At 65.1% G+C, this 25,797-nt stretch carries 13 protein-coding genes; 9 read left to right on the top strand and 4 right to left on the bottom strand.

The features are described 5' to 3' along the window. Positions 1-64: 64 nt before the first annotated feature. From V8V93_RS07075 to V8V93_RS07060, 4 genes are all read right to left on the bottom strand, one after another. Positions 65-1,762 carry a methyl-accepting chemotaxis protein gene (locus V8V93_RS07075; RefSeq protein ID WP_338669663.1) on the bottom strand — a complete coding sequence of 566 codons (1,698 nt, stop codon included), beginning with the start codon at positions 1,760-1,762 and terminating at the stop codon, positions 65-67. A gap of 326 nt (positions 1,763-2,088) precedes the next feature. Then, complete coding sequence (locus tag V8V93_RS07070; protein ID WP_338669662.1) at positions 2,089-4,257, bottom strand: tetrathionate reductase family octaheme c-type cytochrome; 2,169 nt, start codon at positions 4,255-4,257, stop codon at positions 2,089-2,091. Continuing rightward, positions 4,254-5,417 carry an NrfD/PsrC family molybdoenzyme membrane anchor subunit gene (gene nrfD, locus V8V93_RS07065; RefSeq protein WP_338669661.1) on the bottom strand — a complete coding sequence of 388 codons (1,164 nt, stop codon included), beginning with the start codon at positions 5,415-5,417 and terminating at the stop codon, positions 4,254-4,256. Before nrfD ends, V8V93_RS07070 begins: the two co-directional genes overlap by 4 nt. Then, the gene (locus V8V93_RS07060) at positions 5,407-6,330 is read right to left on the bottom strand and encodes a 4Fe-4S dicluster domain-containing protein (protein WP_338669660.1); all 924 of its coding nucleotides are present in this window, start codon (positions 6,328-6,330) and stop codon (positions 5,407-5,409) included. The genes nrfD and V8V93_RS07060 overlap by 11 nt, the downstream gene beginning before the upstream one ends. A gap of 392 nt (positions 6,331-6,722) precedes the next feature. Between V8V93_RS07060 and V8V93_RS07055 the strand changes: the two genes are divergently transcribed. The 9 genes from V8V93_RS07055 to V8V93_RS07015 all read left to right on the top strand — a co-directional run bounded on the left by V8V93_RS07055 (position 6,723) and on the right by V8V93_RS07015 (position 25,794). Then, the gene (locus V8V93_RS07055; protein WP_338669659.1) at positions 6,723-7,934 is read left to right on the top strand and encodes an efflux RND transporter periplasmic adaptor subunit; all 1,212 of its coding nucleotides are present in this window, start codon (positions 6,723-6,725) and stop codon (positions 7,932-7,934) included. Then, positions 7,934-11,035, top strand: coding sequence for an efflux RND transporter permease subunit (locus V8V93_RS07050; protein ID WP_338669658.1), 3,102 nt, complete (start codon positions 7,934-7,936; stop codon positions 11,033-11,035). Before V8V93_RS07055 ends, V8V93_RS07050 begins: the two co-directional genes overlap by 1 nt. Positions 11,036-11,199: 164 nt before the next feature. Continuing rightward, entirely contained in the window at positions 11,200-14,415 is a 3,216-nt protein-coding gene (locus tag V8V93_RS07045) for a transporter substrate-binding domain-containing protein (RefSeq protein ID WP_338669657.1), read from the top strand. Between the two features lie 213 nt (positions 14,416-14,628). After that, positions 14,629-16,587, top strand: a complete 1,959-nt coding sequence (locus V8V93_RS07040; RefSeq protein WP_338669656.1) for an amylo-alpha-1,6-glucosidase — start codon at positions 14,629-14,631, stop codon at positions 16,585-16,587. Positions 16,588-16,589: 2 nt separating this feature from the next. After that, positions 16,590-17,876, top strand: coding sequence for a glycosyltransferase family 4 protein (locus V8V93_RS07035; RefSeq protein WP_338669655.1), 1,287 nt, complete (start codon positions 16,590-16,592; stop codon positions 17,874-17,876). Further along, the gene (locus tag V8V93_RS07030; protein WP_338669654.1) at positions 17,873-19,075 is read left to right on the top strand and encodes a glycoside hydrolase family 57 protein; all 1,203 of its coding nucleotides are present in this window, start codon (positions 17,873-17,875) and stop codon (positions 19,073-19,075) included. The genes V8V93_RS07035 and V8V93_RS07030 overlap by 4 nt, the downstream gene beginning before the upstream one ends. Before the next feature lie 11 nt (positions 19,076-19,086). After that, positions 19,087-23,328: an alpha-glucan family phosphorylase gene (gene glgP / locus V8V93_RS07025; RefSeq protein WP_338669653.1), complete on the top strand. Its 4,242-nt coding sequence runs from the start codon at positions 19,087-19,089 to the stop codon at positions 23,326-23,328. Between the two features lie 522 nt (positions 23,329-23,850). Further along, entirely contained in the window at positions 23,851-25,251 is a 1,401-nt protein-coding gene (locus tag V8V93_RS07020; protein WP_338669652.1) for a sigma-54 dependent transcriptional regulator, read from the top strand. 270 nt (positions 25,252-25,521) lie between these two features. After that, a complete protein-coding gene (locus V8V93_RS07015) occupies positions 25,522-25,794 on the top strand; it encodes a hypothetical protein (protein WP_338669651.1) in 273 nt (90 codons plus the stop codon). The last annotated feature ends 3 nt before the right edge of the window (positions 25,795-25,797 follow it).

Below are 25,797 nucleotides of genomic sequence, written 5' to 3'. Positions count from 1 at the left end.
CAATGCAAGCCGCCCCCGGTCCTCTCGGACCGGGGGCGGCTGCCTGCACGGAGTGTGCGCCCCGCTAAAACCGTTCGAACTCCCGGCCCGAGTCATCGGACATATCCAGTTCCACGGGCTCGGGCCTCGCCTGCGGACGGGACGCCTTCGGAGCCGGGCCGTGGGGCCGCGCGGGACGCCGGACGGCCGCCTTGGGCACGACGCGGGCCGGACGCGCGGGACCGGCCTCCGTGACCTTGAAAAAGGCCATGGTGGCTTGCAACTCCTGGGCCTGGGCGGCCAGTTCTTCGCTGGAGGCGGCCATCTCCTCGGTGGAGGACGCGCTCTGCTGGATGACCGTGTCGAGCTGGGTGACGGCCACGCTGATCTGGGCGGCTCCGCTGTTCTGCTCGTCGCTGGCCACGGCGATGTCCCGCACCAGCCCCGAGGTCTTGTTGATGTCCGGCACCAGACCGGCCAGCATGGTCCCGGCGCGCTCGGCCACGGCCACGCTGGAAGAGGACAATGCGCTGATCTCGGCCGCGGCCGTGCCGCTGCGCTCGGCCAGCTTGCGCACCTCGGCGGCCACCACCGCGAACCCCTTGCCGTGCTCTCCGGCCCGGGCCGCCTCGATGGCCGCGTTCAGAGCCAGGAGGTTGGTCTGCCGGGCGATCTCCTCGATGATGTTGATCCGCTCGGCGATGTCCTTCATGGCCGCCACGGTCTGGGACACGGCCTCGCCGCCCTCGGTGGCGGCCGACGCGCTCTGGGCGGCAATCCGTTCCGTCTGCCGGGCGCTCTGGGTATTCTGCTCTATGCTGCCGACCATCTGGGTCATGCTCGCCGAGACCTCCTCGGCGGCCGCGGCCTGTTCCGTGGCCCCCTGGCTCATCTCCTCGGCCGTGGAACTGATCTCGACGCTGCCGGCGGCCACGTTGTCAGCGGCCTCGCGGACGTTGGCAACCACCTCCTGGAGCTTCCCGACCATCTGCTGCATGGCGGCGAACGCGCCCACGGCGGGCTTGCTCCGGGCAAGGTTCAGGGTCAGGTCCCCTTCGGAGATGCGGTGCGCGATGGAGGCGATCAGCGAGGGCTCCTCGCCCAGTTGGCGGAGCAGGCTGCGAATGATGAGCAGGCTCAGCAGAACGCTGACCACGACCACACCCGCCAGGATCGAGATGATCCAGGCCTCGGCACTCCTGAAATTGGCGTCGCCCAGCGCGCTCTGCGCCCGGGCGCCCTTGAAGTTCTCGGCAATGAGCTTTTCCAGGTCGGCACTGGCCTCGGCAAACTCCTTTTCCGACCTGCCGCGCAGGAGCGCCTGGGCCTCGTCGTTCTTGTTGGCCCTGGAAAGGACGAGAAATTTCTCGTGCACAGCCATGTATTCCGACCAGGCCGTCCGGAAGTCGTTGAACAGCGCCCGCTCTTTCTCACTGGAGATGAGCGATGCATACTCCTCCGACGCTTCCTTGATCTTCGCCTTTTCCTGTTCCATGATTTTTTCGAATGACCTCATGCCCGCAGCATCGAGGGCCAGGGTATGCTGCAGTTCCGCGATCCGGAAATCCGAGGTCGCGGTATTGATCCTATTGACGTCGATTATGGAGGGGATCCAGTTCTCCACCATTATTGTCGAGTCCTCGTTTATTGAACCCAAGCTCATGACCGAGATGACTCCGAGCACAACGGCAAGTAAAATGATGCAGGCGAATGAGGCTGAGAGTTTCACAGAGATTTTTTCGAACGTCTTCACAGCGTGCTCCTTACAATGCGAAATGGACATATCTATTCGACTATTATGGTTATGAACAATTCAAACCAATGCGTAAAAACATACCGCTTCCACGTCGTATATTATAATATCAGAATAAACAATCACCATAATAACCTTATGCAATACAGAGCAGTGGCATACAGTACATTGCATAACCAATAGAATAGCCGATCCGCAGGAACGACATACGCATTGGTTTCCTGCCCCGTTGCAACGCTCCTTCATGCAACGAAGCAAAAACGGACAGGGAACGCTTCCCCGGCATGCGCGGGCCGGACGCAAAAAGGCCCGGAGTCTTCCGACTCCGGGCCTTGCCGTTTGCGGGCACGGGCCCGTTACTTGCCGTCCGGCCCCCGGCCGAGCGGCAGCTTGGTGAAGCGCCCGCCGTAGAGGATCGGGTCGCCCTTGTAGCCGAGCTTTTTGAAGTCGATGTAGTCGGACTTACCGATCAGCTCGCCCACGTCGCGGCCCATCATCCGGAGCAGTTCGAAGTCCGCGCCCTTTTCCGTCAGCTCGCGGAACTTCGCGCCGCGCGAATCCTGGTGGCAGCGGTCGCAGGTCCGCTCACCCCTGAGGCTGTCGTGGCACTGTGCACAGGACAGGGCGTGCTCCTTGGGCATGACCTCGTGCTCGATGCGCCAGTACATGTTGGTGGCGACCCACATGTACTCGCCGCTGTAGGGCAGGCCCGCCTTGGCCATGCCCTCCTTGAACGCGGCCTGCCAGTCGGTGCCCTTCCAGAAGGCGGACGCGTCCTCCTTGTCGTACGGGAAGAGGTGCGGCACCAGCAGGTAGCGGTTCTTCGCGTCCGCGGGCTGGATGCCCGCCATGATCTTGAACGGCGTGATCTTGGAGTGCGGATCGTCCAGGGAGCCCACCGGGCGGGTGATGTCCGTGACCACCATGGCCGCCTTCTGCTCGGGCGTCAGGTGCTCGCCGGGGCGGAACCCCTTGGCCGACGGTTCGATCAAGTCGCCCAACAGGCGGCGCTCCATGAACCCGTTGTACCATTCGTAAGTGGGCTTGGCCGCCTCCTTCCAGCGGAAGTCGCCCTTCATCCAGGAGTAGTCCGGCTTGCCGTACTTGTCCTTGTGCACCTTGCGCTGCTTGTCGCCCGCCGTGGACCAGTCCCACCAGGTCTTGGTCGCCGCGCACTTGGAGTAGATGGGCGAATGGCAGGTGTTGCAGGCCACGGTCTCGCTGTGCTTGTTCAGGTGATGGTCGAGCAGACTGTCGCCGTAGTGGGGCTTGGACGTATGGCAGTCCTCGCAGGCGCGGAACCCCTCGGCCACGGGCACGGAGGTGGACCGGCCCGAGATCTTGTGGTTCCGGGTCTTGTGGCACTCCACGCACTGGAAGTCGTAGCCGCCCATGTGCACGTCGCAGTTGCGGTCCGGCCAATACAGCTGGGCCGACATGTCCGCGTGCTTGACCGCATCGCCCCCGCCGCCGCTGAAGTGGCAGACGCCGCAGGTCTTGCGGCTGGTCGGGCCGACGTTCCTGGCCACGTAGACCATGTCCACCTTGGGGTCGGGCATGCCCGCCGCGGGCGGGGCCTTCTTGTAGCTGCCCGTGGTGTCGTGGCAGACCAGGCAGTCCATATTCTCCTGCTTGGAGAAGTCGAAGGTCTTGTCCTTCCAGCCGTACCCGGCGTGGCAGGAGGTGCAGCGCTTCTCGTTGCTGATGACCGACAGGCAGAAGTTGTTCAAGGTGGTCGTGCCCTTGCCGGACATGACGCTCTTGCGATGTTCGACCGTATACGGCGACGGGCCGCGCCACAGCCAGTGGGCCGTGGTCAGCATGTCCTCGCCCGCCTGCTCGTGGCAGCGCAGGCATTCCCTGGTGACCTGCTGCGGGGTGGGGTTCTCCGGGAGCTTGACCAGCTCCCTGTGGTCCACCGGGCGCTTGGCGTGGCAGCCCTCGCAACTGACCGGCCCCTTCTTCATCTTCTCATGGCAGTTCATGCACTGCATGTGGTAGGCGGCCTTGAGCCCGATGCGCTTGGGGTCCTTCTCGGAGAAGGATTCCTGATGGCAGGAGCGGCAGGCCATGATCTCCGGGGCCGCAGGGTCCTCGGGACGGTAGTGGTGGCAGGAGGCGCAGTCGCCGCCGAGCGCGGCCGCGTGCTTGGCGTGCATGAAGCGCACGGGCTCGTACTTGCGCTCGTAGGTGTCGACCAGTTCGCTGTCGAGCAGGATGTAGCTCTGCTTCATGTCCTTGGGGCCGATGCCCAGCTTGCGCAGCCGCTGCTGACGCAGGGGCAGGTCCTCCATGAGTACCTTCTCCACGTAGGGATGCGGCTTGCGGGCCATCTGCTCCGCCTTGACCTCGTCCACCGGCGACCAGCCCTCGGGCTTGGGGGTCAGGTCCTTGCGGGACTTGACCACGGGCTCGGCCTTGCCGGCCGGAGGTGTGGCGGTCCAGGCCGGAACCATGGTCCACAGGACCACGGCCGTGACGGCCAGCGCCGACCATCCGAGTAGCTTCCTCGACTTGGTCTTCATCGGGACACCTCCTGTCGTTGGGCGGACAACACCGGAAACCAGGTCACGATCAGCCTATAGAGGAAGAAGATCGTGGCCACGGCCCCGGCGGTGACGAGTATCTCGCCGATGGCCGGATAATACGGATGGTTCGCGTACGGGGCCTTGAACGAGACCACGAACACGTTGAACCGGTTGAGCATGACACCCGAGACGATGAGCAGGGCCGCGGTGAACAGCCACCTTCGCGAGCGGCGCACCGCCGGGAAGAGCAGCATGACCCACGGCAGGATCACCCCGAGCCCGACCTCCACCAGGAAGGCGTTGCTCTGGGCCGAACCGTCCAGCAGGGTGGCGTACGCGCCCCGCGAGACCAAGTCCCCGACCTTGATGGCCAGGTACACGCCGAGCAGCAGGATGGTGATCCGGGACAGCGGCGTGAGTACGTTCATCTCCGACTCCAGCCTGAGCGAGGAGGTGGCGATGGTCGTCTCCACGATGACCATGGGATAGCCCACGGCAAAGGCCGAGGTCAGGAAGAGCAGCGGTTGCAGCGGCGTGGCCCACAGGGGCGACGTCTTGGTCGGGGCGATGACCATCAGGGTGCCCAGGCTGGACTGGTGCATGCAGGACAGCACCACCCCGAGGATGATGAAGACCCACATGGTCTTGTCCAGGATGCGGTCCAGGAAGGCCAGCAGCCTGATCTTGCCGCCCAGCCGCTCGGCCAGGACCGGGATGAACTCGATCCACAGCACGGTCACGTAGGCCATGACGCACATGGCCACCTCGAACAGGGCCGAGGTGTGGTTCTGGTAGACGACCGGCTTCCAGATGGCCCAGGACCGCCCGATGTCGAAGAACACGGCCAGGGCCACGAAGGTGTAGCCGAGCGCGGCGGTCAGCAGCGCGGGCCGGGTCACGGCCTCGTAATAGTGGCGCCCCAGGATGTGCGCCAGGAAGGCGGTGGTGAACCCGCCCGCAGCCAGGGCCACGCCCGAGGCCACGTCCAGTCCGATCCAGATGCCCCAGGGGTAGTGGTTGTTCAGGTTGGTCACGGCGGCCAGCCCGTAGGTGTAGCGGACGATGAGAGTCAGGGCCGCCCCGATCATCAGGGCCAGCATGACCAGCACGCCCGGGGTCCAGAAGGGCCGGTCGATGGGTTGCGGCTTATGCGTCATGGCCGTCCTCCTTGTCGTGCGTGTCGGCGTCGTGCTTGCGGGAGGTCGCGCCCATGACCGCCCCCAGGACCCCGAACAGGGCCAGCGGCGACCACAGGTAGCTGAACAGCGAGCTCTGGATGGTCTCCGTGGTCTGCGGCATGGGCCGGGTCGGCAGCTTCTGGAAGCCGACCTTCCCGAACTCCACGTTGGAGATGTACAGCCAGCTCGTGCCGCCCACTTCCCGTTCGCCGTAGATATGGTCGATGTACTTGCCGGGATCGCCTTCGATGCGTCCGCGAGCCAGCGTGAGCAGCTCGCTGCGCCGCCCGAAGGTGATGGCCTCCACCGGACAGATGGACGCGCAGCCGGGCTTGCCGCCTTCCTTGGAGATGCGCTCGAAGCAGAACGTGCACTTGCGCACCCTGGGCAGGATGGGCCGGTCGTACTCGTAGGCCGGGATCTCGAAGGGGCAGGCGGCCATGCAGTAGCGGCAGCCGATACACTTGTTCACGTCGTAGTGCACGGCACCGTTGTCCTTCTTGGTCAAGGCCCCGGTGATGCAAGCCGACACGCAGGCCGGGTCCTGGCAGTGCATACACTGTACCTTGACGAAGGTCGGCACCAACTTGTCGCGCTCGTCGATGCGGCCCGTATAATAGCGGTTGATGACCGTGAAGGTGTTCTGGTCCGGCCGCCGCTTGGCGTCCAGCACGGTCAGGTCGTCGAACTTCACGGCGGGTTCGGGCAGGTCGTTGACCTCCTTGCACGCCTGCTCGCACTTGCGGCACCCCACGCACCGGGTCAGGTCCACCAGGCAGCCGTAGGGGTCGGGCGGCGCCTTGGATTGCCAGGCCTGCGCAGTGCCGGGCATGGTCGAGGCCGCCCCCGCGATCCCCACTGCCCCCAAAAATCCTCTGCGGGAAATTGTCATTGCTATACCTCCTTACATTCCAATCCATTATTGGATATTCACGCATATACTGTAGGAGAATTTTCCGATCGTCACATTGATCGTGATCAACTATTTGCAAAACCTTTCCCGCACGCGGCCAGGCCGGTCCCGAGGGCGCCGTCGAAAAAAAGGGTGCGCCCGGAGCGGGACGCCGCGGGCGCATCAACCCGCCGTATTCATACGGCGATTCCCCGCGCGGTGACACGGCCCGGCCGTCCGGGCCCGCATTCCTGGGCGAAGACCCATTGTGTTTGCGAATCTTTGCAATTATAAACGCGGTCAGTGTGAACCGAACAACCGTCCGCCGGGTACCGGCGGCTTGACGGACATCCGGCGCCCGCCTGTCGCGGGGCTCCATACATGGAGGGCACGTGCCTCGCTCGCATTTCTCGAAACGCAACGGAAACCGGCCCCGGAGCAAGGTCCTCGGCCGTGTGTCCGCCGGGCTGCTCTGCCTGGTCCTCGTCTGCCTGCTCGCGGCCTGCGGGGGCAACGACAAGAAGGCCCGGCGCGAACGGGTGGTCCCGGTCACGGCCGTGGCCGCCGTGCGCGAGGACGTGCCCGTGACCCTGTCGGCCGTGGGCAACGTCACCCCGCTGGCCTCGGTGGAGATCAAGTCCAGGGTGGGCGGGATCATCGAGAGGCAGCTGGTCCAAAACGGCCAGGACGTGAAGGCGGGCGACCTGCTCTTCCAGGTGGACCCGCGGCGCTTCGACCTGGCCGTAAAAGAAGCCCAGGCCCGCCTTGACCGCGACCGCGCCCACCTGAACAAGGCCAAGGAGGACCTGCGCCGCTACTCCAAGCTGCGCGACCTGAACGTGGTCGCCCAGGAGCAGTACGACAACACCTATGCCGAGGCCACGTCGCTGGAGAACACCATCCGGCTGAACGAGGCCGCCCTGGAACAGGCCCGCCTCGACCGGGACTACGCCGCCATCCGCGCGCCCATTTCCGGGCGCGTCGGCATCGTCCAGGTCAACGTGGGCAACGTCATCAAGGCCAACGACGACCGCACGCTCTGCGTCATCAACCAGATCAGGCCGATCAACGTCTCCTTCACCCTGCCCGAGCGCTACCTGGGCGAGATCATGGAACGCCGCAGACAGGGCCCCATACGCGTGTCCATCACCCCGTCCGGCACGAGCTCCACGCCGGTCGCGGCGGACCTGGCCGCCGTGGACAACGCCGTGGACACGACCACGGGCACCATCCGGCTGCTGGCTTCCTATCCCAACGAGGACACCCGCTTCTGGCCCGGCCAGTTCGCCCGGGTGGAGCTGACCCTGCGGACCATAAAGGGCGCCCTGCTCCTGCCCACCGGGGCCGTGCTCCAGGGCATGGAGGGGCCGTACGTGTACGTGGTCAAAACGGCCGAAAACGACCCGGCGTCCGGCACCGTGGAGGCCAGGCAGGTGGCCACCTCCCACATCGTGGGCAGGCGCACGGTCGTGGACTCCGGCATCGAACCCGGTGAGCTGGTGGTCCTGGACGGCCAGGTGGGCCTGAGCCCCGGCGCCAGGGTGGCCGTCAAGAACGGGCAGGCCAAGGGCGGTGAAAAGCCGCCGGCCGAGGGCGGGCAATAATGAACCCGTCCGCCATCTTCGTCCGCCGCCCGATCATGACCACCCTGGTCATGATCGCCATTCTGGTCTTCGGCATCATGGCCTACCTGCGCCTGCCGGTGTCCGACCTGCCCAGCGTGGACTTCCCGACCATCGAGGTCTCGGCCCAGCTCTCCGGGGCCAACCCCGAGACCATGGCCTCGTCCGTGGCCACCCCGCTGGAGAAGCAGTTCTCGACCATCGCGGGCCTGGACTCCATGACCTCCATCTCCAGCCTGGGCAGCACGCGCATCACCCTCCAGTTCGACCTGGAGCGGAACATCGACGACGCGGCGCTGGACGTGCAGTCGGCCATCACCACGGCGCTGCGGCGGCTGCCCGACGACATGACCTCCACGCCGAGCTTCCGCAAGGTCAACCCGGCGGACTCGCCGATCCTCTATCTTTCGCTCTCCTCGCCGACCATGCGGCTGTCCGACGTCAACGAATACGCCGAGAACTTCATGGCCCAGCGCATCTCCATGGTCAACGGCGTGGCCCAGGTCATGGTCTACGGCTCCCAGAAGTACGCGGTGCGCATCCAGCTCTCGCCCGAGAAACTCTCGGTCATGGAGCTGGGCGTGGACGAGGTGGCCGAGGCCGTGCGCAAGGGCAACGTCAACCTGCCGGTCGGCACCGTGGCCGGACCGGTGCGCGAGTACATCGTCCGGTCCAACGGCAAGCTGATGAACGCCGAGGACTACAAGCCACTGGTGGTGGCCTGGCGCAAGGGCGCGCCCGTGCGCCTGTCCGACGTGGCCGACGTATTCGACTCCGTGTCCGAGACCCGTCGCCGCAACTGGTACAACGGCCAGCCCGGCATGGTTCTGGCCATCCAGCGCCAGCCCGGCACCAACACCGTGGACGTGGTCAAGGCCGTGCGCGCCCTGCTGCCGTCCATGCAGGCCCAACTGCCCGCCGCGGTCGACCTCAACGTGCTCTACGACCGCTCCGAGTCCATCAAGGAGTCCATCGAGGACGTGCAGTTCACCCTGCTGCTCACCGTGGCCCTGGTCATCACGGTCATCTTTCTCTTCCTGCGCAGGCTGTCGGCCACGATCATCCCGAGCCTGGCCCTGCCCATGTCCGTCATCGGCACCTTCGCGGTCATGTACCTGTACGGGTTTTCCCTGAACAACATCTCGCTCATGGCCCTGACCCTGTCCGTGGGCTTCGTGGTGGACGACGCCATCGTCATGCTCGAAAACATCGTCCGCCACGGGGAGATGGGCAAGTCGACCATGGAGGCGGTCATGGACGGTTCGAGGGAGATCGCCTTCACCATCGTGTCCATGACCATCTCGCTGGCCGCCGTGTTCCTCCCCGTGCTCTTCATGGGCGGCATCGTCGGCCGTCTGTTCCACGAGTTCGCGGTGACCATCTGCGCCTCCATCCTCATCTCCGGGCTGGTCTCCCTGACCCTGACCCCCATGCTGTGCAGCCTGATCATCAAGCCGCAGGAAGGCGAGCAGCGCCACGGCAGGCTCTTCAACCTGTTCGAGCGGGGCTTCAACGGGCTGCGGGACGTCTACGCCCACACCCTGGACTGGACGCTCAGACACCACCGGCTGACCATGCTCGCCTCGATCCTGGTTCTGGCTCTGACCGTGGTCCTGTTCCGGGCCATCCCCAAGGGGTTCCTGCCCACCGAGGACGCCGGGCGGCTGATGGTCCGCACCGAGGCCGAACAGGGCGTGGCCTTCGACATCATGAAGCAACGCCAGCAGGCGCTCATGCACATCCTGGCCACGGACCCGGCCGTGGAAAACTACATGTCCGTGGTCGGCGGGGGCGGCCCCAACCGGGGCGGCAACTCCGGGCGGCTGATGGTCGACCTCAAGCCGCGCCGCGAGCGCGGCAGCATAGACGTGATCCAGCAGCGACTGCGGGCCAAGCTCTCGCAGGTGCCGGGCATCCGGGCCTACGTGTCCAACCCCCCGGCCATCCGCATCGGCGGGCGCAGCTCCAAGGGGCAGTACCAGTATACCCTCCAGAGCCCCGGCACCGAGCTGCTCTTCCAGGCCGCCGCGAACATGGAAAAGCGCATGCAGGACCTGCCCGGCATCCAGGATGTCTCCTCGGACATGGAGTTCGACAACCCGGAACTGAACATCGACATCGACCGCGACAAGGCCTCGGCGCTGGGCATCTCCGCCTACCAGATCGAGGACGCCCTCTCGACCTCCTTCGGCAACCGCAAGATTTCCTCCATCTACGCGCCCACCGACACCTACGACGTGATCATGGAGCTGGCCCCGCAGTACCAGTCCAACCCGGACGCCCTGGCCATGCTCTCGGTGCGCTCCCAGAACGGCAAGCTCGTGCGCCTGGAGACCCTGGCCAAGTGGGGCCTGGGCGTGGGGCCGCTGTCCGTCAACCACTCGGGCCAACTGCCGTCCGCGACCATCTCCTTCAACCTGGAGCCCGGCGAGTCGCTCGGCTCGGCCGTGGACGCGGTCTCCAAGCTGGCGGCCGAGGTCGTGCCCGCATCCGTATCCACCAGCTTCCAGGGCGAGGCCCAGGCCTTCCAGGATTCCATGCGCGGGCTGTGGGTCCTGCTGGTCATGGCCATCCTGGTCATCTACCTGGTCCTCGGCGTGCTGTATGAGTCCTTCGTCCACCCGCTGACGATCCTGTCCGGCCTGCCGTCCGCGGGCGTGGGCGCGCTGCTGACCCTCATGCTCTTCGGGCAGGATCTGAACATATACGGGTTCGTGGGCATCATCATGCTCATCGGCATCGTCAAGAAGAACGCGATCATGATGATCGACTTCGCGGTGGAGGCCCAGCGCGAACACGGCCGGGGCGCGGCCGCGGCCATCCGTGAGGGCGCGCTCATCCGCTTCCGGCCGATCATGATGACCACCATGGCCGCGCTCATGGGCACCCTGCCCATCGCGCTCGGCCTGGGCGCGGGAGCCGAGGCCCGGCGTCCCCTGGGCCTGGCCGTGGTAGGCGGCCTGCTGGTCTCCCAGCTCCTGACCCTGTACTTCACCCCGGTCTACTTCATGTACCTCGATGCGGCCCAGCAGTGGCTGAACCGGCTTTTCGGCCGGACCCGGCGGCAGGCCGCCCCGGAATAGGCGACATCCCCGCCGCGCCATTCCCCGCCTCTCCCGCTCCGGCCGCCGTCGCCATTTCCGGAGCTGTCATCCCGCACAGAATTATCATTTGACCCGAGCGATAGATGCTCTATTATAGGGATAATCGAAAGGTTCTTTCCACTAACGGCATCGGCGGATACCATATGGCCCTCTTTCGCTCCATTCTGCTCACCGTTCTCCTAGCGGCGCTGGGCGGCTTGGCGGCCCCCCCGGCCCAGGCGCGGGACACCGTCCGGCCGGTCCTCAAGTCGGCGAGCGAACTCGACTATCCGCCCTTTGCCCTGGCCCTGCCCGACGGCACCGCCGACGGCTTCTCCGTGGAACTGCTCCGGGCCGTAGCCGAAAAGGCCGGGCTCGGAATCCACTTCAAGACCGCTCCCTGGGCCCAAATCAAGCAGGCGCTGGCCGACCGCGAGCTCGACGTCCTGCCCCTGGTCTCCTATTCCAAGGAGCGCGACGCCTATTTCGACTTCTCCATTCCCTATCTCCAGATGCACGGCTCCATCTTCGTGCGCAAAGGCAACACGGACATCCGGAGCGAGGCGGACCTCAAGGACAAGACGGTCCTGGTCATGCGCGGGGACACGGCCCAGGAATACGCCGAGCGCAACCATCTGGCCGGCAAGCTGGTCCTGACCCGGAGCTACGACGAGGCCATGCGACAGCTCTCCGCGGGGCGGTATGACGCTGTACTGGTTCAGCAGGTGGTCGGCTGGCAAATCATCAAGAAGCTCGGCCTGACCAACATCAAGGACGTGCGCACCGACCCTCTGGACCCGAGCCTGCGGCCCGAGGGACGGTCCATAACCGGGTTCGTCCAGAAATTCTGCCTGGCCGTGCCCGAAGGCGACCACGCCCTCCTGGCCCGCCTGAACGAGGGGTTGGCCATCGCCTTCGCCGACGGCACCTACGACCGGTTGTACATCAAGTGGTTCGGCCCCATCCTGCCCAGTCCCGAGCCCACCTTCATGCAGTTGGCCCGCCAGTCCCTGGTCTTCGTCCTGCCCGTGGCCCTGCTCATGGCCCTGGGCGGTCTCATTTTCCTCAAGATCCAGGTCAACCGGAAGACCGCCCACTTGCGCGAGGAGGTCGAGCAGCGCAAGCGGGCCGAGGCCCTGGTGGCCAGAAGCCGGGAGTGGATGCACTCCCTGCTGGACCACCTGCCTGTGTCCGTCTATCTGCAGACTCGGGAGCACGAGATCACCTTCGCCAACGAGCAATTCCGCTGCGGCCACGACAAGGACACCGGGCGGCCCTGCCACGTGGTCCTGTACGGCAAGCCCGACCCGTGCGTCCCGTGCCGGGTCCAGCAGGTCCTCGACTCGGGCGAGGCCCTGACCTGGGAGACCCAGGGGCCCGACGGCACGGCCCTGCTCGTCCACAACGTCCCGTTCCGGAACATGGACGGCTCCCCGGTGGTCCTGGCCGCGGCCATGGACATCAGCGAGATGAAACGCATCGAGGAGGCCCTGCACGAGAGCGAGCACCTGTACCGCACCCTGGTCAACAACATGCCGGACATCGTCATGCGGTTCGACCGGGACGGACGGCACCTCTTTGTCTCCGAGAACATTGTGGACGTCTCGGGCACCCCGGCCGAGGAAATCATCGGCAAGACCCACCGGGAACTCGGCCTGTCCGAAGCGCTCTGCGCCTTGTGGAAGGACCGCATCCGCCAGGTCTTCGAGAGCGGCGAGCCCCTTGGGACCGAGTTCGACGTACAGTGGGGAGGCCGGTCCTGCCGGTTCGACTGGCGGCTCTTCCCGGAACGGGACGAGACCGGTGCCATTCAGACGGTCTTTTGCCTGGGCCGCGACATCACCCGTCAGCACACCCTGGAAAAGGAGTACCAGCTCCTGTTCCGCAAGATGCTCGACGGATTCGCCTCCCATGAGATCATCTGCGACGAGACGGGCAAGCCCGTGGACTACCGCTTCCTGCGGGCCAACCCGGCCTTCGAGCGACTGACCGGCGTGGCGGTCGCCGACATCGTCGGCCGGACCGTGCTCGAAGCCTTTCCCGGCATCGAACCGTATTGGATAGAAACTTACGGCAGGGTGGCCCTGACCGGCGAACCCGTCAACTTCGAACACTACGCGGCCTCGCAGGACAAGTACTTCAACGTCAGCGCCTTCCGGCCCGCGCCCGGCCAGTTCGCCTGCATCTTCTCGGACATCACGGAACGGGTGAACACGGCCAGGGCCCTGGTCGAGGCCAAGGAACTGGCCGAATCCGCCAGCCGGGTGAAATCCGAATTCCTGGCCAACATGAGCCATGAGATCCGCACCCCGCTCAACGGCATCATGGGCATGCTCCAGCTTCTGCGCTCCGGGGACCTGACCGAGGAGCAGGCCGAGTACGCGGCCTATGGCATCGAGGCGAGCAAGCGACTGACCCGGCTGCTCACGGACATCCTCGACCTGTCGCGCATCGAGGCGGGCAAGCTGGAAATCCGCGAAAATCCCCTGAACCTCCGGGACATCCTGGACGGGCTGGAACAGATGTTCACCGTGGCCGCCCGATCCAAGGGGCTGACCCTGGACTTCGACGTGCCAGGCGACCTGCCGGAGAGGCTCCACGGGGACGACACCCGCATCCAACAGGTCCTCGTCAATCTCATCGGCAACGCCATCAAGTACACCGAGGTCGGCGGGGTGGCCGTGGCGGTCTCGACGCTGCCCAGACGGCGGCCGGAAGTGGTCCACGTGCTCTTTACGGTCACGGACACCGGCATCGGCATCCCCGACGACAAGATGGGGGCCATCTTCGAGCACTTCACCCAAGTCAGCGGCGGCTTCACCCGCCACTACCAGGGGGCCGGGCTGGGGTTGGCCATCTCCAAGCGCATGGTCGGCCTGCTCGGCGGGTCCATGGCCGTGGACAGCACGCCCGACCTGGGCACGACGTTCTGCCTGTGCGTGCCCATGCGCACGGCCGAGAAAGGCCCGGCCGACACCGTGGTGCGCATTTCAGAGGCCCCGGCCCCGGCCCTGGACATCCTCCTGGCCGAGGACGACAAGGTCAACAGCCTGGCCGTGTCCGGCCTGCTCCAGCGCATGGGCCACCGGGTCCGGACCGTGGACAACGGCAAGATGGCCCTGACCGCCCTGCGCAGCGAGCACTTCGACCTGGTCTTCATGGACATCCAGATGCCGGTCATGGACGGGGTGCAGGCCACGCAGGCCATCCGCGAAGGCGAGGGCGGGCCGGACAATCGCTCCATTCCGATCATCGCCATGACCGCCTACGCCATGAAGGGCGACCGCGAGAATTTCCTGGACAAGGGCATGACCGACTACATCGCCAAGCCTCTGGACAAGAGCGACCTGGAGAGCGCCATCCGGCGGACTGTCATGTAGCCGTACCCGAGGCGCTTCCCTCCTTCGCGGACGCCTTCGGGACGATTCATCCCGCGAGTTCGTTCATTTCCGTACAATTTGGGTGAATATTCTCTTCCGCCGCAATTTTTCCCTTGCAAGTAGCGGACGTTTGCTATCAACTTAGAAAATCGGAAATACCCCTTCCCGGGGCAGCTCCCATCTTCGCAACACTCTTTTTCACAGGTGGCCATCATGCTGCACATTTCCAGAGACGACTGCGTCAACACCGAAACGGCGACCCGGAAGGAATGGATCGACGTCAACGGTCTCGGCGGCTATGCGTCAAGCACCATCATCAACTGCCACACCCGGAAATACCACGGTCTGCTGGTCGCGGCCCTCAAGGAACCCAGGGGACGGTTCGTCCTGCTCTCCAAGCTGGAGACCTCGCTTTTGGCCAACGACCGCGAGTTCCTGCTCTCGTCCAACAAGTATCCGGGCGTGTACCACCCCACCGGGCACCAGTTCGTGAACTCGTTCGACCAGGATCTCTACCCGTCCACGACCTACCGCATCGGCGATGCGCTCATCCGCAAGTCCTTTCTCATGGTCCACGGCAAAAACACCGTGCTGGTCTGCTTCGAGCTGCTCGAAGGCAAGGTCAAGCCCGCCCTGCGCCTGCGCCCGCTCCTGGCCTACCGGGACATCCACGGGTTGACCCGCGAGAACATGTTCCTGCGGCCCAAGTCCTACCCCGAGAAGAACGGCCGCAAGATCCAGCCCTACGAGGGCATGCCGCCCCTGTACATGGGCACCAACCGGGCCTCGGAGTTCTTCCCCGGCCCCAAGTGGGTCTACAACATCGAGTACATCATGGAGCGGGCGCGCGGTTTCGACTACCAGGAGGATCTCTTCTGCCCCGGCATGTTCGAGACCCGCCTGGAAAAGGGCAAACCCGTGATCTTCGCCGCGTCCGTGGAGCCGCTGGGCAACCTGGAGCGCCAGCGCAAGAAGGAGGTAGCCCGGCGCGAGGCCGAGTTCGCGGTCTGCAAGGAGCGCAGCAAGTCCGTGCAGTGGCTCAAGTATTTCTCCGGCCAGTTCCTGATCCGCAACGCCTCCGGGCTGGCCTCGGTCATCGCCGGCTACCACTGGTTCGGCGAGTGGGGCCGCGACACCATGATCTCCTTGCCCGGCCTGACCTTCCACGCCGGACGCCGGGAGTTTGGCGAGGAGGTCCTGGCCGCCTACGCCGGGCTGACCCGCGACGGGCTCCTGCCCAACTACCTGGACCAGAACTCCGACCACCTGGCCTACAACTCGGTGGACGCCTCCCTGTGGTTCTTCTGGGCCGTGCAGGAATACCTCAAGGCCAGGGGCAGCAGGAAATTCGTCATGGACAAGGTCTATCCGGCCCTGCGCGACATCGTGGCCGCGCACCTGGACGGACGCGTGCCCCTGTGCGGGCTCGACCAGGACGGCCTGCTCTTCGCGGGCAACGAATACACCCAGTTGACCTGGATGGACGCCCAGGCCTACGGCCGCCCGGTCACCCCGCGCCACGGAGCGGCCGTGGAGATCAACGCCCTGTGGTACAACGCCCTGCGCTTCTTCCTGGAGCTGGCCGAAAGCGAGGATGACGTCCTGGCCGGGCGGGCGCGGGAAGCCGCGGAACGACTCCACGCCCACTTCACGGCCCGGTTCTGGAACGACCGCGACAACTGCTTAAGCGACGTGGTCAACGAACACGGCCAGGACCGGAGCATCCGGCCCAACCAGATCTTCGCCCTGTCCCTGCCGCACACCATGCTCGATTTCCACCACATGCGGGCGGTCATCGGCGTGGTCCAGGCCCACCTGCTGACCCCGTACGGACTGCGCACGCTCTCGCCCCGGGACCCGGCCTATTCGCCCTACTACAAGGGCGACGCCGACGCCCGAGACTCCGCCTACCACCAGGGCATGGTCTGGCCCTGGCTGGCCGGACACTTCGGCCAGGCCCTGCTGCGCCAGGCCGAGGACCGCACCGGAGCCAAGGCGTTCCTGCGCAAGTACTTCAAGCCGATCCTGCGCGAATTTCCCGAGGACTTCTGCATCAACGCGGTGCCGGAACTGTACACGGGCAACCCGCCGCACGAGCCCAAGGGCGCCGTTGCCCAGGCGTGGTCCATGGCCGAAGCCGTCCGCCTGAACAAGCTCCTCAAGGAGAAATAACCATGCGCGTACTCATGTTCGGCTGGGAATTCCCGCCATACATCTCGGGCGGCCTGGGCACGGCCTGCCTGGGCCTGACCAAGGGCCTGGCCCACCTCGGCACCGATATCCTGTTCGTCCTCCCCAAGCTCGACTCCGACGAGGAGGCGCATCACCTGACCCTGCTCGGGGCCAACCGGCTGCGCACCAAGGTCGGCGTGTCCGAAATCCGAAAACTCCAGGAGCGGCTGTCCGTGCTCGAGGTGCTCTCCCCCCTGCGCCCCTATCTGACGGAAACCGAATACCGCTCCCTGCTGGAACAAAACGAACTGGTCACGGCCGAGGACATCTTCGGCGAGCTCAAGAACGACTTCGCGGGCGGCTACGGTGAAAATCTCATGGCCGAGATCGTGCGCTACAGCCTCATCGGCGCGCACCTGGGCCTGACCGAAAAATTCGACGTCATCCACTCCCACGACTGGCTGACCACCCCGGCGGGCATCGAGGCCAAACGGGTCTCGGGCAAGCCGCTGGTGGTCCACGCCCACGCCCTGGAGTTCGACCGCTCTGGCGAGCACGTCAACCAGCGGGTCTACGACATCGAGCGGGCCGGGTTCGAGGCCGCCGACCGGATCATCGCGGTCAGCCACTTCACCAAGGAGACCATCGTCAACCGCTACTCCATCGACCCGGCCAAGATCACCGTAGTCCACAACGCCGTGGAAAAGGACCGGCGCCTGGGCCACCTGCGCGTGAAAAAGCCGTTCAAGGAGAAGCTGGTCCTCTTCCTGGGCCGGATCACCTTCCAGAAGGGCCCGGACTATTTCGTGGAGGCTGCGGCCAAGGTGCTGGAAAAGCACCACGATGTGCGCTTCGCCATGGCCGGTTCCGGCGACATGTTTCCGCGCATGGTCGAGCGCATGGCCGAGTTGAGGATGGGCGACCGCTTCCACTTCACCGGCTTCGTGCGCGGCACCGACGTGGAGCGCATCTACGCCATGAGCGACCTCTACGTCATGCCCAGCGTGTCCGAGCCGTTCGGCATCACCCCGCTGGAGGCCATGGTCTTCGACGTGCCGTGCATCGTCTCCAAGCAGTCCGGCGTGGCCGAGGTCCTGGAGGACGCGGTCAAGGTGGATTTCTGGGACGTGGACCGCCTGGCCGAGGAGATCGGGGACATCCTGACCAACGAGAAACGGGCCAAGACCCTGGTCGCACAAGGCCGGGAAACCCTCAAGAAAATCCAATGGGACCGGGCCGCCGAAAAGGTTCTCGACGTATACCGGCAACTCACCGGAGGGCGCTCATGATATCCGTCTGCTTCTACTTCCAGGTCCACCAGCCCATGCGCCTGGACAAGAACTACTCCTTCTTCCAGATGGGCCGCAGCCACCACTACCGCGACGAAGCCGCCAACCGCGACATCATGCGCAAGGTGGCCGACAAGTGCTACCTGCCCGCCAACCGCATGATGCTCGACCTCATCGAGTTGCATAAGGGCAAATTCCGCATTTCCTACGCCATCACCGGCGTGGCCATGGAGCAGTTCCAGGAGTTCTGCCCCGAGGTCCTGGACTCCTTCCGCGCCCTGGCCGACACCGGGTGCGTGGAGTTCATCGGCGAGACCCACTACCACTCCCTGGCCTTCCTCTTTTCCAGGGAGGAATTCCGCCGCCAGGTGAAGATGCACAGCCGCATCCTCCAGGAGTTCTTCGGGGCCAAGCCCGTGACCTTCCGCAACACCGAGCTGATCTACAACAACGACCTGGCCCTCGAAATCGAGAAGATGGGCTACAAGGCCATCCTGGCCGAAGGCGCGGACCAGGTGCTCGGCTGGCGCTCGCCCAACTTCGTGTACCAGCCCGCGGGCTGCTCCAAGCTCAAGGCCCTGCTCAAGAACTACCGGCTGTCCGACGACGTGGCCTTCCGCTTTTCGGACCGGGGGTGGAGCGAGTGGCCCGTGACCGTCGAGAAGTACGCGGACTGGGTCCACAAGGTGGCCGGCAGCGGCGAGATCATCAACCTGTTCATGGACTATGAGACCATCGGCGAGCACCAGTGGGCCGACACCGGCATCTTCGAATTCTTCCGGAAGCTGCCCGAGGCGGTTTTGTCCAGAGGCGACTTCGCCTTCGAGACGCCCGGCGAGGCCGCAGCGCACCTGGACCCCATGGCCCAGCTCGACGTCCCCTACTTCACCTCCTGGGCCGACCTGGAGCGCGACGTGACCGCCTGGCTGGGCAACCCCATGCAGGATCAGGCCGCCGAGCTGGCCTACGCCCTGGAGGACAGGGTCCTGGATTCCGGGGACGAGGACATCATCGCCACCTGGCGCGAGCTTTTGACCAGCGACCATTTTTATTACATGTGCACCAAGTGGTTTTCCGACGGCGACGTGCACAAGTACTTCAACCCGTATGAAACCCCGCACCAAGCGTTCATCACGTACATGAACGTGCTCAACGACCTCGCCCTCCGGCTGGACGGGGCGGACAGGCGGCAGGGGTAGGAGAAAGCGCCATGGAGACAAGTTGGCTGTTCGAAGTTTCCTGGGAAGTGTGCAACAAAGTCGGCGGCATCTTCACCGTCATCAGCAGCAAGGCGCCGCAGGCCAAGGCGGCCTTCGACAACCGTTACGTCACGGTGGGCCCGCTGCTCGACCGCAACCCCGGCTTCATCCAGGCCGATCCGCCCAAGAAGGTCCGCGCGGCCCTGGAGCGGCTCAAGGCCTGGGGCGTGGAGACCGCCACCGGCCACTGGGACATCCCCGGCAAGCCCCTGGTCCTGCTCATCGGCTTCCGCAACGCCTTCCCGGACCACGACAAGCTCCTGTTCCAGTTGTGGAACGACTACGGCGTGGACTCCATGGCGGGCGGCTGGGACTACATCGAACCGGTCCTGTTCTCCACGGCCGCGGCCATGGCCATCAAGGAGATCAGCGAAGACGTGGGCGACGGCGAGGACGTCTACGCCCACTTCCACGAGTGGATGTCCGGCGCGGGTGTGCTCTACCTGAAAAAGCACGCGCCCTCGGTGTCCACGGTCCTGACCACCCACGCGACCATGCTCGGCCGGGCCATGTCCGGATCGGGCGTGGACATCTACAGGCGGCTGGAGGAGATCGAGCCGTCCCAGGAGGCCAAGGCCTTCGGGGTCACGGCCAAGCACTCCATGGAGTCGGTCTCGGCCCGCGAGGCGGACTGCTTCACCACGGTCTCCAACATCACCCGGCGCGAGGCCTCCAACCTGCTCGGCACCAACCCGGCCGTGGTCACGGTCAACGGCTTCAACCTGGAGGGGTTCGCCGAGCCCAAGGCCGTGGCCGAGACCCGCAAGAGTTCGCGGGAACGCCTCCTGGACCTGGCCTCCCGGTTTCTGGAACGCGACCTGGACCCGGCCAAGACCCTGCTGGTGGCCACCAGCGGGCGGTACGAATTCCACAACAAGGGCATCGACCTGCTCCTGGACGGCCTGGGCGACCTGGACGGTGAACTGGCCAAGGAGAACGACGACGCTACCGTGGTCGCCTTTCTGCTCGTCTCCTGCGGCTACGCCGGGTTCAGCGACGAGGCGAGGCGCCGCCTGAAGCAGGAGCGCTACGACATCGAGAAATACGCGGGAATCAGCACCCACCACCTGGGCGATGCGGACCACGACCCCGTGGTCATAAAGTGCCGCGAGCGCAAGCTGGACAACGGGCCCGGGAACCGCTGTTGCGTCATCTTCATCCCGGTCTACCTGGACGGCAACGACGGGGTGCTCAACCTGGAATACTACGACGCCCTGGCAGGCATGGACCTGACCGCCTTCCCGTCCTTCTACGAGCCGTGGGGCTACACCCCCATGGAGAGCGCGGCCTTCGCCGTGCCCACCGTCACCTCGGACCGGGCCGGGTTCGGCCAGTGGATCATGGAGAAGCACCCCCAGGGACACCCGGGCGTGCACGTCCTCAACCGGCTGGAAGACGACTACGAGACCGCGCGCGAAAACCTGACCCGCTTCCTGTCCGACTTCACCCGCTGGACGCCCGAGGAACGCGCCTCGCGCAGCCTCAAGGCCCGGAAGATCGCCGAGGAGGCCACCTGGGTCCACTTCTACCCCCGCTACCTGGAGGCCTACGAGTACGCGGCCGACATCCGCACCGAGCGCATCGCGGGCGTGCAGCGCATGGCCGCCGCCCCCGGCGCGGAGATCAGCTTCTCGGGCGTGAACACCACTCAGCCCCGGCTGCGGTCCTTCACCGTGGTCACCGAGCTGCCCGCGCCCCTGGCCCGGCTGCGCGAGATGGCCGAAAATCTCTGGTGGGTCTGGCACCGCGACTCTCAGGAACTCTTCGAGTGGATGGACGCGGACAAGTGGCACGAGAGCGGCCACAATCCGGTCCTGTTTCTGGACACCATGCGCCGCGACCGCCTGGGCGAACTGGCCGGGGACCCGGAATTCATCGGCCGCCTGGGTTCGGTCCTGGAGCGGTTCGACGCCTACATGGCCGAGAGCGCCCGGGCCAACGTCAAGGGCATCACCTGGAAGAACCCGGTGGCCTACTTCTCCATGGAGTTCGGCCTGCACGAGTCCATCCCGGTCTACTCCGGCGGCCTGGGCCTGCTCTCCGGCGACCACATCAAGTCGGCCAGCGACCTGAACCTGCCGTTCATCGGCATCTCCCTGCTGTACAAGAACGGCTTCTTCCACCAGCGGATCAATGGCAACGGCGACCAGGTGGTCGAGTACCACCAGAACGATTTCGCGACCATGCCCATCACCCCGCTGCAGAAGGACGACGCCGAAAAGGTCATGATCACCGTGAACCTGCCGGGCCGCACCGTGTACGCCCAGATATGGGAGGTCCACGTGGGTCGGGCCCGGCTCTACCTGCTCGACACGGACGTGGTCGAAAACTCCCGCTCGGACCGCGACATCACCTCCAAGCTCTACGACCCGACCTCCAAGGGGCGCATCGAGCAGGAGATCATCCTCGGCGTGGGCGGCGTCCGCCTGCTCACCGCCCTGGACGTGACCCCGTCGGTCTACCACCTCAACGAGGGCCACTCCGCCTTCCTGCTCTTCGAGCGCATCCGCCACCTCATGCTCATCGACGGCATGGACTTCGCCACGGCCAAGGAGGTCGTCCGGGGCAACACCGTGTTCACCATGCACACCCCGGTGCCCGCAGGCAACGAGCGGTTCGAAAAGTCGCTGGTGGAGAACTATTTCCGGGGCTACGCCGACGAAATGGGCGTGCCCTGGGACGGGCTGTGGAACCTCGGCCACATCTACGCCGAGGAGGCCGACCACCTGAACATGACCGTCCTGGCCCTGCAGCTCTCCTGCAAACGCAACGGCGTCAGCCGCCTACACGGCGACGTGTCCCGGCGCATGTGGCAGGACCTGTGGCGCGGCTTCATCCTGAGCGAGGTCCCGGTGGGCCACGTGACCAATGGCGTGCACATCACCTCCTGGCTGGACGAGCGCGTCCGCCACGACATCGAGGAGTCGTGCAGCCTGTCCGTGCACCGCGCCCTCCTCGAACAGAACGACTGGGAGGCCCTGAGCGGCCTGGACGACCGGCGGCTGTGGGACACCCACGTGGCCCTCAAGCACCGGCTGTATGACGAAGTGCGCCGGTCCATCTCCACCCAGTGGACCCGCGAGGGCGAACCGCCGAACCGGCTGCACGCCTTCCTGAACGAGCTCAATCCGGATCACCTGACTCTGTGCTTCGCCAGACGGTGCACGGCCTACAAGCGGCCCACCCTGCTCTTCCACAACCTGCAACGGATCAAGGAGATCCTGACCAGCGCCGAGCAACCGGTGAACATCATCTTCGCGGGCAAGGCCCACCCGGCCGACACCATGGGCGCGAGCTACATCAACCTCATCTGCCGCCTGGCCAAGCAGGACGACTTCCTGGGCCGGGTCATCTTCCTGGAGAGCTACGACATCCGCCTGGCCCGCCTGCTCGTGTCCGGCGCGGACGTCTGGCTGAACAACCCGACCCGCCTGATGGAGGCCAGCGGCACCAGCGGCATGAAGGCCGCGGTCAACGGCGTGCCCAACTGCTCCATCCTGGACGGCTGGTGGGACGAGGCCTTCGACGGGCACAACGGCTGGGCCGTCGGCAGCGGTTTGGTCTACCAGAGCCAGGTCAACCAGGACATCGTGGACGCGGACAACCTCTACGCCACCCTGGAATCCGAGGTGGTCCCCGAATTCTACGACCGGGGCGGCGACGGCGTGCCCCACGCCTGGCTGAACCGCATGAAGGCGTCCATGCAGACCGCCTTCCGGCAGTACGGCACCCACCGCATGGTCCGCGACTACATCGCCGACATGTACCTGCCCGCCATAGAGCTGGCCAAGCTGCGCGCCAGGAACAACAACGAACTGGCGCTGGGCCTGGGCGAATGGCGCACGCGCATCCCCGGCCGGTTCGCCACGGTGAACATCAAGGAGGTCCAGGTGGAGGGCATCAGCGGCGACGTGTTCCGGCTGGGCAACCGGCTGACCGTGACCGCCAAGGTGGACCGGGGCCAGCTCCTGACCGAGGAGATCGTGGTCGAGTTCGTGGCCGCCACCCCGGACGATGAGACCGTGGTGGACTGCATCCCCATGCAGCTCAAGCACACCGAAGGCTCCACCCTGCTCTACCGGGCCACCTACAGCCCGGCCGAGTCCGGCCCGGTGCGCTACGGCGTCCGTGTCCTCCCGACCCACGCAGGCATCGCCAACAAATGCGATCCCAGATTGATCAGGTGGAGCTAGGGTGGGGGGCGGCTTCCGATAGCGGGCCATCTGCATATTTTTTCCGGCGGGCTTTCGTCCTCACGTAGGCCCACTACGCTGCGGCGAAAGCCCACCGGAAGAAAATGCACAGCTGACCCACTCTCGACAAATCCGCAGGACAGCGGATTTGGACGTTGCGGTCCTTCCGCAACGCCCCGAAGGGGTGAGCCCCAGGACGGGGGGAATCAAAGCCTATCCCGAGGACGAATTGGCGGCGGAAGAGAGAGAGCCGCTGTCGGGTGCTGCGCACCCGAATCGCTCCAGAAGAATGAAGAGCCCTGACTCAGGAATGAGCCAGGGACTTTCTTGTGCGCCCCGCCCCGCGAAGCGGATAGGAAAAGTTTAGGAAGGGAGAGGGGATGGGGGCCCGAGGCAAGGGGAGAGGGAACCCCTTTTCTCAAAGGGTTTCCCTCTCCCCTTCCCCCGGTCTTCCTTGGCATCTTTTGATATTGTCTCAAAGGCGGCATCGAAGTACAACGGGGGCTGGAGAGATCAGCCGTCATGCGTAAAATGCTCGTCATCACCCGCGACGGGAGCCGGTCGGAGGAGATCGGCGGCCTGTTCGGCCAGGAAAAACACACCGGGACAGGGACGGGTCCGTCCTCCGCGGACGCGGCGCCGGACCGCGAGGTGGACACCCTGTTCGTGGACGTGGAGTCCCTGCTGGGCAAGCACACCTCCGTTGCCAAGGGGCTGGAGGGGCTGTGGTCACAGTACCCCTCGGCGGCCATCGTGGTCCTGGCGGACGAGGCCAACACCCATCACGCGGTGGACGCGGTCAAGGCCGGGGCCTTCGACTACCTGACCCGGCCCGTGGAGCGCGAGGAGCTGGACCTGGTCGTGGACAAGGTCCGCGAATCCGACGTGCTCAAATCCGAACTCGACTACCTGCGCGGCCAGTTCTGGAACGAGGACTCGCTGGAGTACGTGGACACCCGCAGCCGGGCCATGCGCGACGTGTTCGTCAAGATCCGACAGGTGGCCGGGACCCGGACCACGGTCCTGCTCACGGGCGAGACCGGCACCGGCAAGTCGCTCATCGCCAAGCTCATCCACGCCCACTCCAACCGCAAGAGCCAGCCGTTCATCAGCGTGCACTGCGGGGCCATCCCGGACACCCTGGTGGAGAGCGAATTGTTCGGCCACGAGAAGGGCGCCTTCACCGGCGCGGTCCGGCGCAAGCTCGGCAAGTTCGAGCTGGCCCACGGGGGCACGATCTTTCTGGATGAGATCGGCACGGTCTCGCAGTCGGTCCAGGTCAAGCTCCTGAACGTCATCCAGGAACGCTTCATCCAGCGCGTGGGCGGCGAGTCCGACATCCCGGTGGACGTGCGCATCATCGCGGCCACCAACGAGGACATGAACGAACTGTGCGAGCGCGGCAAGTTCCGGCGCGACCTGTTCTACCGACTGAACGTGTTCCCCATCCGCATCCCCCCGCTGCGCGAACGGCGCGAGGACATCCCCAGGCTGTCCGAGGTCTTTATCCAGCAGTTCAACGGGCTGCTCAACACCGAGGTCAAGGGCATCCACCCGCAGGTCCTGGACCGGCTCATGGAGTACGAATGGCCGGGCAACGTGCGCGAGCTTGAAAACGTCATCGAGCGGGCCTGCATCCTGGAGACCGGGGACGTGCTCCTGCCCGAGAGCTTCCCGCCGGACCTCCTGGACACCCAGGGCGAAGTGGTCACCTCCCCGGTCCGGACCGGCCTGCCGCTCAAGCAGGCGCGGCGCATTACCGTGGACAGGTTCGAGCGCCAGTACCTGTCGAGCCTGCTTGAGCAGTGCAACGGCATGATCAAGGACGCGGCCGGACGCGCGGGCGTGACCACCCGGCAATTGTCCAAGCTGATGGCCCGCCACGGCCTGGATAAGATGGATTTTCGAAAAAAGAATTCTTAGTTCCGTTTTATCCACCATCAGAACTTTTAGTTCTTATTTAATCGCAATATACTAAAAAGATGATGTTTTTCAGCGAATCAATCGATCACCAACACCTCCCCAAACGCGTTTTCACGGCGTTTCCGGCCCGGCGTCGCGAAAAACAGGAACAAAAAGTTCCGGCATCTGGCCCGCCGCAAAACAAACTCTACAAGCAATTTCAAATAGTTATGGATTTGGCATGCTCCATGCTTTCCCTGCCTCTTCAAAACCACCTGGTAGAGAAGAGCCGTGCAGCAAGAGAAGCAACACCGAAACGATACGGTCACCGTCAAGGGAATGGTCGTCCCCCGGCAATGGGACGAGCAATTCCGCGTGACCGAGGTGCTGATCGCCTGCAAGGACGAGCGGGAAATTCTCGTGGAGAATTTCAAGAGCCTCCCGAACCTCCTGTCCCTGTCCAGGGCCGAGGCGGTCTTCACCGGCGTCGTCCGCAAGGAGCGCGGCGTGGAGTCCATGGTCGTGGAGAGCTTCACCCCCGTGGAAAACAACATCCCAGGATAGCCC

It is taken from the genome of Pseudodesulfovibrio sp. 5S69, from assembly GCF_037094465.1.
Classification (GTDB): domain Bacteria; phylum Desulfobacterota; class Desulfovibrionia; order Desulfovibrionales; family Desulfovibrionaceae; genus Pseudodesulfovibrio; species Pseudodesulfovibrio methanolicus.
The sequence above is the reverse complement of the archived record's forward strand: the minus strand, read 5'-3'. Positions and strand labels throughout refer to the sequence as shown.

Excerpts from the sequence above, each read along its gene's own strand:
- V8V93_RS07020 (WP_338669652.1), top strand. The coding sequence starts at position 23,851 with ATGCGTAAAATGCTCGTCATCACCCGCGACGGGAGCCGGTCGGAGGAG.
- nrfD (WP_338669661.1), bottom strand. The coding sequence starts at position 5,417 with ATGACGCATAAGCCGCAACCCATCGACCGGCCCTTCTGGACCCCGGGC.
- V8V93_RS07040 (WP_338669656.1), top strand. The coding sequence starts at position 14,629 with ATGCTGCACATTTCCAGAGACGACTGCGTCAACACCGAAACGGCGACC.
- V8V93_RS07070 (WP_338669662.1), bottom strand. The coding sequence starts at position 4,257 with ATGAAGACCAAGTCGAGGAAGCTACTCGGATGGTCGGCGCTGGCCGTC.
- V8V93_RS07060 (WP_338669660.1), bottom strand. The coding sequence starts at position 6,330 with ATGACAATTTCCCGCAGAGGATTTTTGGGGGCAGTGGGGATCGCGGGG.
- V8V93_RS07050 (WP_338669658.1), top strand. The coding sequence starts at position 7,934 with ATGAACCCGTCCGCCATCTTCGTCCGCCGCCCGATCATGACCACCCTG.
- V8V93_RS07035 (WP_338669655.1), top strand. The coding sequence starts at position 16,590 with ATGCGCGTACTCATGTTCGGCTGGGAATTCCCGCCATACATCTCGGGC.
- V8V93_RS07030 (WP_338669654.1), top strand. The coding sequence starts at position 17,873 with ATGATATCCGTCTGCTTCTACTTCCAGGTCCACCAGCCCATGCGCCTG.
- glgP (WP_338669653.1), top strand. The coding sequence starts at position 19,087 with ATGGAGACAAGTTGGCTGTTCGAAGTTTCCTGGGAAGTGTGCAACAAA.
- V8V93_RS07045 (WP_338669657.1), top strand. The coding sequence starts at position 11,200 with ATGGCCCTCTTTCGCTCCATTCTGCTCACCGTTCTCCTAGCGGCGCTG.
- V8V93_RS07075 (WP_338669663.1), bottom strand. The coding sequence starts at position 1,762 with ATGTCCATTTCGCATTGTAAGGAGCACGCTGTGAAGACGTTCGAAAAA.